The following is a 12,940-nucleotide window of genomic DNA, read 5'->3' on the forward strand; positions in this document are numbered from 1 at the left end:
ACATTAAAATTTTCCATTCATCTTTTAAATTTAATATAGAAATGCTATACTAAATTTAACTTTTATATATAAAATACTTTTATCACAGGAGATAATGCCTATGGAAACAATTAAATATGAACATAGTTTAGAAACTATTATAGAGTCACCTGTATTTAAGTCAATTTTAGAATCTATATATGACGGCATTATAATAACAGATAATAATCTTTATATTAAAGCATCAAATCCTTCTGCTTCAAATATATTAGGTGTAGAAGAAAACAAGCTCAAAAAGATTTCCATGAATGAAATCTTAAAAAAAGATTATATTAAATCGCCTATAAAAACAGGTGAAAAAATGCTTGATGAAGATTTAAAATTTCATATAAATAACAGATATATAAGATGCGTCGTTAATATTGTTCCCATAAAAGTTGATAAAAATGTAATAGGGCTTATATTTTTATTAAGGGACACAAAAAAGCTACATCATATAGTAAATAATGTAGTTGGCTATAAAGCTTCTTTTACATTTGATGACATAATAACAAAATCAAAAAATATGATTTCTATAGTAAATCAGGCAAAGAAAATTGCAAAAACTGACTGTAGTATACTAATTGAAGGTAAAAGTGGAACAGGGAAAGAAGTATTTGCCCAGTCAATTCACAATTATAGTAAAAGGCACAATGCACCTTTTGTAGCTGTAAATTGCGCTGCAATACCAAGAGAATTAGTTGAAAGTGAATTATTTGGATATGAAAAAGGTGCATTTACAGGTGCATCAAAAGGAGGCTATCCTGGTAAATTTGAACTAGCAGATGGTGGAACTATATTTCTAGACGAAATAGGTGAACTTCCTCTTGATGTTCAATCAAAACTATTAAGATTTTTAGATAACTTAAAAATAGTACGAGTAGGTGCTACTTATGAAAAAGCTGTTGATGTTAGAATAATTGCAGCAACTAATAAATTACTTGCAGAAGAAGTAAAAAACAAAAATTTCAGATCTGATCTATATTACAGGCTAAATGTAATGAAACTACACCTTCCACCATTAAATGAAAGAAGTGATGATATAGAACTCTTAGCTCATTATTTTATAAATAAATTAAACGCAAAGAATCCAAGCTGTCCAAAATATATAGATTCCACATACATATCAAAACTGAAATCACATAATTTTCAAGGAAATATAAGAGAGTTAAGAAATTTAGTAGAAAGTTCCTATTATCTATGTGAAAGTAATATTATAACAAGCAATCATCTAAATTGTAACAATACAAATACAACTTATAAAACAGATTTAGATAAAGATGATACTATATTACCTCTTGTTAATGTAGAAAAAATATGTATAGAAAATGCACTTAACAAATTTAAAGGGAATGTATCAAAATCAGCTAAAGCATTAGGTATTGGAAAAGCAACTATGTATAGAAAAATCAAGAAATTCAACATTAATTTACAATTTTATAATAAAAAAATATGAATTAAATAGTTGACAATGCATATAAATGTAGTTATAATACTAAATGTATCAATTGAATTGTGCGAGAGTGGCGGAATAGGCAGACGCGCACGTTTGAGGGGCGTGTGGGTAACCGTACGGGTTCAAGTCCCGTCTTTCGCACCATTTTTATAATTATCTTTTGAAAATGTTTGCAAAATTATTGACATAGAAATTAATAAGTCTTATAATATGACTTGTAAGCAATTTCAAATTCTGAAATATGCGTCAGGCTTTAATTTGAACCTACATTAATTGAAAGGGAGTTCAACATTTAGATGCTTATATGTACCCTTTAAGACATAGGAGTGATAGCGGTATCTGTGAGGACACCCACCTATCGGGAGATAGGTGTCAAATGAAGTCAGCGGTATTTTGGATTTAATTTAAAATTCAAAGAGAGATGTAGTCATCTCTCTTTTTTGTATATACAATATAAATTGAATAAATTGAGATAAAAATTCACATCAATTTATATTGTACAAATATTTATATATTTTATAGTTTACCTTTACTTTCTTCACATACTTATCTGTTTCTTTAAATGGTATATATTGCAGGTTCTTTCCATCAGAAGAGTGTTCCTTAAGCCACTTTTGAACATTTCCTCTACCACCATTATATGCTGCTAATACAAGATCAGTATTTCCTTCAAACTCCGTTTCAAGATTGTTTATATACCAACATCCCATATTTATATTAAATTGTGGATCATAGAGCATATCCTCCTTAAAATTGTATATCTCCATTTTTTCCGCAGCCCACTTGGCAGTGTCAGGAGTTATCTGCATAAGTCCTATGGCATCCTTATTTGATCTTACATTTTTGTTAAATCCACTTTCTGTTTTTATAACAGCTGCAACTAAATATGGATCCAAATTATATTTTTGAGAATATTGAACTATATATTGTTCATATTTTAGAGGATAAAATTGTCTTACTATATTCTTTGCATTTATTATAAGTAAAGCTAAAAATACTACAGCAATTAATTTCTTTGTAAGTTTCAATATTAGATATGCCCTAAATATTGAATTTAGGACATTTCACCCCCTTGTGTTTAGTAATTATCTTATTAAGTATATTCTCTAAATTTTTTTTAGTTGTAGAAATATCTTTTGAATTATCCAATATAAAGCTTGCATACTTCTTTTTTTCATCTAACCTCATTTGTGAATTAATTCTTGCCATCACTTGATCTAAGTTAAATTTATCCCTTATTTGAACCCTCTTTATCTGTGTTTTCAAGTCCACCCAAACTAAAATAACCTCATCCATATATTGGTGTAAATTATTCTCTATAAGAGTAGCTGCATCAAGTATACAGATATCTTCATTCTGTGCTGACAATTTATCAATTTCAGAAAATATATCTTTTTTTATATATGGAATTATAATGTCTTCATATTTTTTTCTAAATTCTTTATTTGCAAATAAAAAATTACCAAATTCCCTTCTTTTAAGATTCCCATCACAATCAAAAAAACTTTTTCCAAATATCTCTTTGATATTATACATTATTTCAGGATACTTACTCAGTACTTTTCTACTTACAACATCTGCATCTATTATTGGGATCTCTCTTAATTTAAGCATTGAAGATACAGTACTCTTCCCACTTCCTATTCCTCCTGTAAGACCTACTTTTAGCATAACCTACCCACCTTAACCTATTTTATTTCATACCAATTATATCCAGAACTCATATCCACTTCAAGTGGAACTCTAAGAGAAACACAATTTTCCATCTTAGTTTTCAATATACTTTTAACTTCTTCAATTTCACTTTTATAAACATTCAAAATAAGTTCATCATGAACTTGAAGTATTAATTTACTTTTCAAATTTCTCTTTTTAAGCTCCCTATACACATCAATCATAGCTATCTTTATAATATCAGCGGCACTTCCTTGTATAGGAGTATTCATAGCAAGCCTTTCACCTAGGGATTTAACTATCTTATTTGAAGAATTAATTTCCCTTATAAATCTCCTCCTGTTCATTATAGTAGTAACATATCCGCATTTTTTAGCTGTATCAACTATATCTTCCATATACTTTTTTACATTTGGATACCTTTCAAAATAAGTATCTATATATTTTTTAGCTTCCTTTCTGCTTATATTTAAGTCCTTAGCCAAGCTAAAATCTCCTATACCATATACTATTCCAAAATTTACAGCTTTAGCATTACTTCTCTGTAATTTACTAACTTTATCTATTGGAACATTAAACACCTCTGAAGCTGTCTTTGCATGAATATCACTGTGATTTTTGAAAGCTTCTATCAAATTATCATCATTTGCAATGTGTGCAAGTACCCTAAGCTCTATTTGTGAATAATCCGCAGATAGTATAATACTATCCTCATTTTCAGGTACAAACACTTTCCTTATTTCTTTACCTATTTCATACTTTATAGGTATATTTTGCAGATTTGGCTCAGTACTTGAAAGTCTGCCTGTTGCAGTTATAGTTTGATTGAAATTTGAATGAATTTTCTCATCTTTATCTATAACAGCACTTAACCCCTCTACATAAGTTGAATATATTTTAAATATCTGTCTATAATAAACTATTTTAGGTATTATAGGATGTTTATCCATTAACTTTTCAAGTACTTTGGCATTTGTTGAATATCCCGTTTTTGTCTTTTTTATAACTGGAAGATCTAATTTTTCAAACAATATTTTTCCAAGCTGTTTTGGAGAATTTATATTAAATTCTTCCTCTGAAAGTTCATATATCTCTTTTTGAACCTTCTCTATTTCAGCTTTAAATTTTACTCCTAATTCATCAAGCTTACCTCTATCGACTCTAAAACCTTCTGATTCCATAGAAGCCAACACTTCAATAAGAGGAAGTTCAACTTTATACATAAGGTCTTCCATATTGTAGTCAATTATTTTCTCTTTAAGAGATGTATATACTTTTTTTAAAATAGAAGTTGCCTTTTCAAAAAAATATTGATCCTCATTTTCTATAGAAATTCCAGCATATTTATTTATAATTGATGAAAGATCAAATTTATCTGATGGATTCAATATATAAGCTGCTATCTTTACATCAAATTCTACTTTATTCAAATGAATATCCATTTTATGAAATATACTATAAGGTGTTTTAAAATCATACCCTACTTTATCTATATCTATATCCTGAAATAGAACTTTCATTAATTTCTTTGTATTTATACTATCTTTATCCATCAAAACATCTAGATTAATTACATAATTATTTTCTAAAAAATTGATATATATTTTAGAAATACAACTTTCAGAATACTTCTCTTCATTTAAAACTTTAAAATTAACATATAATATTTTATCTTTATCATTATTTGAATTTATAGTTTCTATTAAACCTTGAAATTTATCAATACTATCTATATCAGAAACATTTAAATTGAATTCAACTTTTTCATCTTCTAAATCATTCATTCCAGGCATTCTATCTATAAATGACTTAAATTGAAGTTTTTCAAATAATTTTTTCAATTTAGCTGCATCATAATCATCTTTTGACTTTATAGATTCCATATCTATATCTAAAGGTACATTAGTTACAATTGTAGCAAGCTTCTTACTAAATATTGCCTGTTCCATGTATTCATTAAGATTCTCCTTTAACTTTTTTCCTTTTATACTATCTATATTTTCAAATATATTTTCAATACTTTTATATTCTTTTATAAGTTTAAAGGCAGTCTTCTTACCTATTCCAGGAACTCCTGGAATATTATCAGAGGTGTCACCCATAAGTCCCTTTACATCTATGAACTGGGATGGCGTTACACCATACTCATCTATCATTTTTGTCTTATTATAAACTTCTTTTTCTGTGATTCCCTTTTTAGTTATAATTATATTTATTTTATCTGAAGCAAGTTGTAAAAGATCCCTATCTCCTGTAACTATATAAACCTCTATATCTTTATCTTCAGCATATACAGCTAATGTTCCCATTATGTCATCAGCTTCAAAACCATCAACTTCAAATATATTTATACACATAAGCTTTAAAATTTCTTTTAGTGTAGAAAACTGCTCTGCAAGTTCAGATGGCATTTTCTTCCTTCCCGCTTTATAAGCTCCATATTTTTTATGTCTAAAAGTAGGTACACTTCTATCAAATGTACAAACTATGTAATCAGGAGTTATTTCTTCTTTTACCTTTAAAAGCATATTTATAAAGCCATAAATCGCATTTGTATGAAGTCCCTCACTATTTGTAAGATCTGGTAGCGCATAAAATGCCCTATTCATTAAACTATGTCCATCTAATATCAATAATTTTTTATTAGTCATTTAACTACTCCTTTTTTTTCAATGCTTTAACTAATAATATTCTATCACAATACCTTTTTTCATTGTAATGCAGTATATTTTGTTATATACTATATTTACACAATTTACACAATTTTATTATATTTAATTTGGTTTAATACTATAATCAATTCATTTAATACCAATACTTCTCATTTTCGCTACAATTACACATTTTAAAAATTAAAATTAAAGTACTAAAATTACTATAAGTAAAGGTGGTAATTTTATGATTTTAAGTTACAATTATTATAATAATATACCAATATTTAAATGCAATCTATGTGGAAAATGCTCTGGTATTATTGAATCAACTTCATATACAAATATCAAAAATCGAGGATGTTGTTGGTATTTTCCCGAATACAGATTAATAGACATAAAAAATATTGTAGACTGTGGAAAGGAAAACTTTATTCATTATTTATCTTAACTTTCAAATTCTAAAATAGAAAATTACTCTATAAGAGTATTTGGAACTTTCTTTAAAGATAAATATAACAAATTTATGAAAAGTGCTAAAAAGTCTAGTGATTTTAACTTATCACTATTTTTTAAGTTGTGTCCATTCTTAGGTGAAAAAGGATGTACTCTTAATTTTACTTTAAGACCTCATCCATGCAATTTATATCTATGCAGAACTATAATCGCATACTGTGGTGAATCATATAGTTTTTATTCAAGAGAGAGAAAAGACTATTATGCATACTGTAATTATATAAATGAATGTCTAAAACAGGACCTTATAGAAAACAAAGTTAATCTATCTACAAATTTGTACAAGTCAATTGATATAATAAAAAAATCAAATATACCTAAATTCTTTCAAAGAAAATTAAAACCTATACATTTCTCTTACTCACACAATTGATATTTTAAACTTTTCTTAATTTTCTATTGAGATAGCCATGTATATTTGATAAAATTAACGTGGTTACTAAATGTTTATACCTATATTGGGATTATTTTAGTCCCAGCGGGATAACTATTAGGTTATATGCAAATTATTTATAAAATAATTATAAATCAAGAAAGGGAGATAAAATATGATTTATTCAACAGAAGTAGACAGAATGTGCTGCGTAGCTAAAGGGCCAAATCACGGGCCAGCTCCAATTCCAGAAGAAGGAAAATGGGTACAAGCTAAGGAAATAAAAGATATATCAGGATTAACTCATGGTGTAGGTTGGTGTGCACCTCAGCAGGGAGCATGTAAATTAACCTTAAATGTTAAAGACGGTGTTATTCAAGAAGCTTTAGTTGAAACTATAGGATGTTCTGGAATGACTCACTCAGCTGCCATGGCATCTGAAATACTTCCTGGTAAAACTATACTTGAAGCTTTAAATACTGACTTAGTATGTGATGCTATAAATGTTGCTATGAGAGAATTATTTTTACAAATAGTATACGGAAGATCCCAGACTGCATTTTCAGAAGGTGGACTTCCAATAGGAGCAGGACTTGAAGACTTGGGAAAAGGTCTTAGAAGCCAAGTTGGTACTATGTATGGTACAAATAAAAAAGGAACAAGATACCTTGAAATGGCAGAAGGATATGTAAACCATATAGCTCTTGATAAAAATAACGAAGTAATAGGCTACGAATTTATAAACCTTGGAAAAATGATGGATTTCATAAAAGACGGTATGGATCCTAAAGATGCAATGAAAAAAGCTACAGGTACTTATGGAAGATATGACGAAGCTGCAAAAATTATAGATCCAAGACAAGAATAGAGTATAGGAGGAGAAGATTGTTATGGCATTATTTGAAGGTTATGAAAGAAGAATAGATCAAATCATACCTGTACTTAAAAAATATGGTATGAATTCAATAGAGGAAGCTAAGGCAGTTTGCGATGAAAAAGGTGTAGACGCTTATAAAATAGTTAAAAATGTTCAACCTATCTGTTTTGAAAATGCTTGTTGGGCATATACTGTAGGTGCTGCAATAGCTATAAAAAAAGGCTGCACAAAGGCTTCAGATGCTGCAAAAGCTATTGGAGAGGGTTTACAATCATTTTGTATTCCTGGTTCTGTTGCAGATGAAAGAAAAGTAGGACTTGGTCATGGAAATCTTGCATCAATGCTTTTAAGAGAAGAAACTAAATGCTTTGCATTTCTTGCCGGTCATGAATCTTTCGCTGCTGCTGAAGGTGCAATAGGCCTTGCTAATTCAGCAAATAAAGTAAGAAAAGAGCCATTGAGAGTTATATTAAACGGACTTGGAAAAGATGCCGCTTTTATAATTTCAAGAATAAATGGTTTTACTTATGTTCAAACAAAATTTGACTACCATACAGGAAAATTAAACATAGTAAAAGAAACTGCATACTCAGATGGAGAAAGAGCAAAAGTAAGATGTTATGGTGCTGATGACGTTAGAGAAGGTGTTGCTATAATGCACAAGGAAGGCGTTGACGTATCAATAACAGGAAATTCTACTAATCCAACAAGATTTCAACATCCAGTTGCAGGAACATATAAAAAAGAATGTATTGAACAGGGAAAGAAGTACTTCTCAGTTGCATCTGGTGGTGGCACAGGTAGAACTCTTCATCCAGACAATATGGCAGCAGGCCCTGCTTCTTATGGAATGACTGATACCATGGGAAGAATGCATTCAGACGCTCAATTTGCAGGATCTTCATCAGTTCCAGCTCATGTAGAAATGATGGGACTTATCGGTATGGGAAATAATCCAATGGTAGGTGCATCTGTTGCAGTTGCAGTTGCAGTAGAAGAAGCAATGAATAAATAATAGTTTAAACATAATAAAAGGAGTCCTATATTTACTTATAGAACTCCTTTTTTATTATTAAACTGTACATAATTGTGCTAATGGCACAACTTTTCCCATATATAATCTGTAAGGATGCATTTGATATGACTTTTCAATAATTTCATCATCAATAAACTTCTTTCTATTTACATAGTCCTCAAAATCATATGCACATATAACAGAAGATTTACTATTTGCTATAATGCTTGTAATACTAAAGTCAACATCTAAGAAATCATTTTTTGATGTCATAGATATAAAATTACTTACATCTATTATAAATCTAAGTCCACTATATCCACTTTTAATAGCTTTACATTGATACTGATTTAATATTCTTTGAATTCCATCTCTGCCTAATGACTTGTATAAATCAACTATTTTATTAAAATTTTGAATACACATACTGTTCTTATCATTTATATTTGTGCCATTTTTAATATAATTATATAAATTATCTCCTATAAGTAAAATAACAAATTCTCCACCTTTTAATCCTGAATTTATATAATTATTCATATTTATACATAGATGATTGTATCCAAAGTAATAAAATGCAGAATGAAACCCAAAAATATCCTTAATTTTCATAATTATTATCCTCACAATTAAATTTATTATTTATATTCTATTAATATTCAAATACTCCTTCTAATATTATTTATTTTTTGTTATTTATATATATTATATATCTTTCTTCTCAATTTTTATATATTAAATCCATCTTTTATACTTATAATAAATATTATACTATAATGTACCATTAATTTCCATATAAAAATCAATAAAATACATATATTTATCATATTCTCATAAAATATAAAATTTTCTCTTGACTCAAAATATCCTATATGATATTATAGTTTATGTCGTTAGTTACTTGTAAATAGCGTATTTTATATGCCGATGTGATGGAATTGGCAGACTTGCTTGACTCAAAATCAAGTGTCTTCGGGCGTGTCGGTTCGAATCCGACCATCGGCACCAAAACTAGAGTTGAAGTTTTGCTTCATCTCTAGTTTTTTATTACATTTTAAACTCTATAGAAAAAGTTCACTAAAATTTATTAAATTTATTGAAACCTATCTATATTTCATTTACAAACTTATTTATATGTAGTAAAATTGGACATAAAGAAGAATATATTTTGTAGGGGTGCTTTTTTAAAGCTGAGAGGACTTATGTTCAACCCTTTGAACCTGATCCAGATAAAGCTGGCGTAGGAAACATACTATTCTTTAGAAATTTAATCTTTAAGAATTTAAGGTATGTTGTTTATTTAAATCAGCATACCTTTATTTTTATTTTATTATGTTTATTATGAACCTAATTTACTATGATTAAAAATTAAAAATCATGCATAAATAAAAAGGAGGAATTCAAACCTATGAATTCAAATTTAGAAAAAACTTCAGATATACTTACAAAAGTAAGACAATCATCTCCTCTAGTACACTGCATTACAAACTATGTCACAGTAAATGACTGTGCAAACATACTACTCTCTTATGGAGCCTCACCTGCAATGTGTGAAGCCTACGACGAGGTATTCGATTTTGCAAAGATTTCAAATGCACTTTATATAAATTTAGGAACACTAAACAGAGAACAAGAATCCTCAATAATACTTGCAGCAGAATCTGCTAAAATACACAATATACCAGTAATATTGGATCCTGTTGGCTCTCCTGCTATCCCAAAAAGACTAAGTGTAATAAAGAGAATAATGGAAGTTGGAAAAATTGACATCATAAAAGGAAATATAGGTGAAATAAATTTTCTGGCAGGAAAACCTTCAAATGTAAAAGGAGTAGATTCCCTAGATAACACAACAAGTGCACTGGAAAGCTGCCTTATTGTTGCAAATAAATACAACTGTACTGTAGCAGCTACAGGAGTAGAAGACTTTATAACAGATGGTAAACGCAGTGCCATAATAAAGAATGGTACAAGTATGCTTACAAAAGTAACTGGTGCAGGTTGTATGCTTGGAGCCTTATGTGCTGCAACAGCTGGAGTAGAAAAAGATAAGTTTATATCAACTGTGTGTGCAGTTCTTTCCATGAACATAGCTGGAGAAGAAGCCTTTAAATTCGCAAAGTCACCTGGAAGCTTTAGAGTGAAATTAATTGACTCAATATATGAACTAACTGAAGAAAAATTGAAAAAAGGTGGAAAAGTATTATGGAAATAGATTATAGTTTATACCTTGTAACAGATAGGAGATTTATAAGAGATAAGCCCTTAAAACAAGCTGTAGAGGAAGCAATTATAGGTGGCGTAACTCTAGTTCAAATAAGAGAAAAGACTGCAACTACAAGAGAATTTTATAAAATTGCACTTGAAGTTAGAAGCGTTACATCTAAATACAAAGTTCCCTTAATTATAAATGACAGACTTGATATAGCTCAGGCAATCAATGCAGATGGTGTCCATTTAGGGCAAAGTGATATGCCTCTCTATGAAGCTAGAAAAATACTTGGAAAAGATAAAATAATAGGCATATCCGTTGGAAACGTTGAAGAAGCTATATCTGCCCAAAAAGGTGGTGCAGATTATTTAGGAATAGGAACGATATTTAATACTGGAACAAAGAAAGACATAGATATGCCTATAGGAATAGATGGCCTGCAAAAGATATATAGTAGTATAAACATACCTGCAGTTGCCATTGGAGGAATAAACCAAAATAATTTCAAAGATGTACTTTCAACTGGAGTTGATGGAATATCAGTTATTTCGGCTATACTTGGAAAAGACAATATAACAAAAGCCGCAAGAAACCTCAAAATAAATTGATAATAGAGAGGTCTGTCATCTCTCACTGACAGATCTCTTTTTTTCATCATCATCTAAATTTTTATCTTCAAAACTTCCCTTTAGACACTCTTCTATTACATCTTTAGTTAATACAAATTTATTTTCCAATTTAAACTCCCCTTTCATAACAAACATATATCATTTTTTATACTAACTTTAATATACTATGCCTCATAGCATACTATTATTCCATAAATATAAAATTAGTCATGTTTTAATATATTCATCTATCCCCATAGATGTTAAAACTTTTATCTATAAATAATATTATTATAATTGTGCCGTTAATTTTACTATATTCACTATAACTTCAACTGCCTTTTCCATGGCAAACACAGGAATAAACTCATATCTTCCATGGAAATTTGAACCTCCAGTAAATATATTTGGAGTAGGAAGACCCATAAAAGAAAGCCTTGCACCATCTGTTCCACCTCTTATAGGCAATACCTTTGGCTCTACATCCGCCATAGATATAGCTTTTTTAGCCATATCTACTATATACTTAACTGGCTCTATCTTCTCTTTCATATTATTGTACTGATCATTTATATTAATCTCTATAATATTATTTCCATATTTCTTTTTAATAACTTCGCCGCAATTTTTAATAAAATCTTTTCTTTTTTTGAAATTATCACTGTCAAAATCCCTTATTATGTAATCTAAATTTGTTTCTTCAATTCCACCATTTATTGAAATAAGATGATAAAACCCTTCATATCCTTCTGTAGTTTCAGGTGTTTCATTCTTTGGAAACATACTCATAAATTCATTTGCTACAAGCATGGAATTTATCATTTTATCCTTTGCAGAACCAGGGTGTACACTTCTACCTAATATTTTAATTTTTGCACTAGCTGCATTGAAATTTTCATATTCAAGTTCTCCTATTTCTCCACCATCTATAGTGTATGCAAATTTAGCACCAAATTTTTCAACATTAAAATTATCTGCACCTTTTCCTACTTCCTCATCTGGAGTAAATCCTATCTTTACATCACCATGTTTTATCTCAGGATGATTTATAATATATTCTATAGCCGTCATTATTTCTGAAACACCAGCTTTATCATCTGCTCCAAGCAATGTATTCCCATCTGTAGTTATTAAAGTCTTGCCTTTGTATTTTTTTATTTCTGGAAAATCTTCAGTTTTTAAAACTATGTTATTTTCCTTATTTAACACAATATCATTTCCATCATAATTTTCAACTATTTGTGGATTAACATCTTTACCTGAGATTTCAGGACTTGTATCCATATGAGATATAAAACCTACAGCAGGTACCTCTTTATCAATATTTGAAGCTAAAGATCCCATTACATAGCCGTTTTCATCACAGCATGCATTATCTATTCCCATTTCTCTTAATTCTTTTACAAGCTCTTCTGCTAATTTGAGCTGTTTTTCAGTTGTTGGTGATGTATTTGACTCTTCACTAGACTGCGTATCAAATTTCACATACCTTAAAAACTTATCTGTAACTTTTTCCAATTTGACTCCTCCTTTTAATGTA

The 12,940-nt window shown here is 29.2% G+C and carries 12 protein-coding genes, 2 tRNA genes, 1 other RNA gene and 1 riboswitch; of the genes, 10 read left to right on the plus strand and 5 right to left on the minus strand.

The window, feature by feature from the left end; translation table 11 throughout:
* The first annotated feature begins 100 nt into the window (after positions 1-100).
* From H2684_RS01195 to ssrS, 3 genes are all read left to right on the plus strand, one after another.
* Positions 101-1,474: a sigma 54-interacting transcriptional regulator gene (locus H2684_RS01195; protein ID WP_243159238.1), complete on the plus strand. Its 1,374-nt coding sequence runs from the start codon at positions 101-103 to the stop codon at positions 1,472-1,474.
* 61 nt (positions 1,475-1,535) lie between these two features.
* Positions 1,536-1,618 (plus strand) — tRNA-Leu (locus H2684_RS01200).
* 84 nt (positions 1,619-1,702) lie between these two features.
* Positions 1,703-1,878: non-coding RNA, 6S RNA (ssrS, locus tag H2684_RS01205), on the plus strand.
* An 81-nt stretch (positions 1,879-1,959) separates the two neighbouring features.
* Here ssrS and H2684_RS01210 read toward each other — a convergent pair.
* From H2684_RS01210 to polA, 3 genes are read right to left on the minus strand one after another with little or no spacing between them, the layout of a single operon-like run.
* The gene (locus H2684_RS01210) at positions 1,960-2,502 is read right to left on the minus strand and encodes a lytic transglycosylase domain-containing protein (RefSeq protein WP_182087530.1); all 543 of its coding nucleotides are present in this window, start codon (positions 2,500-2,502) and stop codon (positions 1,960-1,962) included.
* 13 nt (positions 2,503-2,515) lie between these two features.
* Positions 2,516-3,145: a dephospho-CoA kinase gene (gene coaE, locus H2684_RS01215; RefSeq protein ID WP_182087531.1), complete on the minus strand. Its 630-nt coding sequence runs from the start codon at positions 3,143-3,145 to the stop codon at positions 2,516-2,518.
* Positions 3,146-3,162: 17 nt separating this feature from the next.
* Positions 3,163-5,799 carry a DNA polymerase I gene (gene polA / locus H2684_RS01220; RefSeq protein ID WP_182087532.1) on the minus strand — a complete coding sequence of 879 codons (2,637 nt, stop codon included), beginning with the start codon at positions 5,797-5,799 and terminating at the stop codon, positions 3,163-3,165.
* Between the two features lie 247 nt (positions 5,800-6,046).
* Between polA and H2684_RS12275 the strand changes: the two genes are divergently transcribed.
* The 4 genes from H2684_RS12275 (at position 6,047) to H2684_RS01235 (ending at position 8,580) form a co-directional block, all read left to right on the plus strand.
* On the plus strand, positions 6,047-6,250 hold the full coding sequence (locus tag H2684_RS12275) for a hypothetical protein (RefSeq protein ID WP_243159239.1): 204 nt from the start codon (positions 6,047-6,049) through the stop codon (positions 6,248-6,250).
* A 75-nt stretch (positions 6,251-6,325) separates the two neighbouring features.
* Complete coding sequence (locus tag H2684_RS12280; RefSeq protein ID WP_243159240.1) at positions 6,326-6,688, plus strand: hypothetical protein; 363 nt, start codon at positions 6,326-6,328, stop codon at positions 6,686-6,688.
* Positions 6,689-6,863: 175 nt separating this feature from the next.
* Entirely contained in the window at positions 6,864-7,556 is a 693-nt protein-coding gene (locus H2684_RS01230) for a hypothetical protein (RefSeq protein WP_182087533.1), read from the plus strand.
* A 22-nt stretch (positions 7,557-7,578) separates the two neighbouring features.
* Positions 7,579-8,580, plus strand: a complete 1,002-nt coding sequence (locus tag H2684_RS01235; protein ID WP_182087534.1) for a GGGtGRT protein — start codon at positions 7,579-7,581, stop codon at positions 8,578-8,580.
* A gap of 57 nt (positions 8,581-8,637) precedes the next feature.
* Here the strand turns inward: H2684_RS01235 and H2684_RS01240 are convergent, their stop codons facing one another.
* A complete protein-coding gene (locus H2684_RS01240) occupies positions 8,638-9,192 on the minus strand; it encodes an MEDS domain-containing protein (protein ID WP_182087535.1) in 555 nt (184 codons plus the stop codon).
* Positions 9,193-9,503: 311 nt separating this feature from the next.
* On the opposite strand from H2684_RS01240, the gene H2684_RS01245 reads away from it, so the two are divergent.
* The 3 genes from H2684_RS01245 to thiE all read left to right on the plus strand — a co-directional run bounded on the left by H2684_RS01245 (position 9,504) and on the right by thiE (position 11,400).
* Positions 9,504-9,588, plus strand: a tRNA-Leu gene (locus H2684_RS01245).
* A gap of 154 nt (positions 9,589-9,742) precedes the next feature.
* A riboswitch (TPP riboswitch) is annotated at positions 9,743-9,844 on the plus strand.
* A 144-nt stretch (positions 9,845-9,988) separates the two neighbouring features.
* A complete protein-coding gene (gene thiM / locus H2684_RS01250) occupies positions 9,989-10,795 on the plus strand; it encodes a hydroxyethylthiazole kinase (RefSeq protein ID WP_182087536.1) in 807 nt (268 codons plus the stop codon).
* The gene (gene thiE / locus H2684_RS01255) at positions 10,786-11,400 is read left to right on the plus strand and encodes a thiamine phosphate synthase (protein ID WP_182087537.1); all 615 of its coding nucleotides are present in this window, start codon (positions 10,786-10,788) and stop codon (positions 11,398-11,400) included. Before thiM ends, thiE begins: the two co-directional genes overlap by 10 nt.
* 291 nt (positions 11,401-11,691) lie before the next feature.
* Here thiE and pepT read toward each other — a convergent pair whose 3' ends face one another.
* Positions 11,692-12,918, minus strand: coding sequence for a peptidase T (gene pepT, locus H2684_RS01260; RefSeq protein WP_182087538.1), 1,227 nt, complete (start codon positions 12,916-12,918; stop codon positions 11,692-11,694).
* Between the last annotated feature and the right edge of the window lie 22 nt (positions 12,919-12,940).

It is taken from the genome of Clostridium sp. cel8 (assembly GCF_014050525.1).
GTDB lineage: Bacteria > Bacillota > Clostridia > Clostridiales > Clostridiaceae > Clostridium_B.

Coding starts and splice junctions, on each gene's coding strand:
- H2684_RS01195 (WP_243159238.1), top strand. CDS start 101: ATGGAAACAATTAAATATGAACATAGTTTAGAAACTATTATAGAGTCA.
- coaE (WP_182087531.1), bottom strand. CDS start 3,145: ATGCTAAAAGTAGGTCTTACAGGAGGAATAGGAAGTGGGAAGAGTACT.
- polA (WP_182087532.1), bottom strand. CDS start 5,799: ATGACTAATAAAAAATTATTGATATTAGATGGACATAGTTTAATGAAT.
- H2684_RS12275 (WP_243159239.1), top strand. CDS start 6,047: ATGATTTTAAGTTACAATTATTATAATAATATACCAATATTTAAATGC.
- H2684_RS12280 (WP_243159240.1), top strand. CDS start 6,326: ATGAAAAGTGCTAAAAAGTCTAGTGATTTTAACTTATCACTATTTTTT.
- H2684_RS01230 (WP_182087533.1), top strand. CDS start 6,864: ATGATTTATTCAACAGAAGTAGACAGAATGTGCTGCGTAGCTAAAGGG.
- H2684_RS01235 (WP_182087534.1), top strand. CDS start 7,579: ATGGCATTATTTGAAGGTTATGAAAGAAGAATAGATCAAATCATACCT.
- H2684_RS01240 (WP_182087535.1), bottom strand. CDS start 9,192: ATGAAAATTAAGGATATTTTTGGGTTTCATTCTGCATTTTATTACTTT.
- thiM (WP_182087536.1), top strand. CDS start 9,989: ATGAATTCAAATTTAGAAAAAACTTCAGATATACTTACAAAAGTAAGA.
- thiE (WP_182087537.1), top strand. CDS start 10,786: ATGGAAATAGATTATAGTTTATACCTTGTAACAGATAGGAGATTTATA.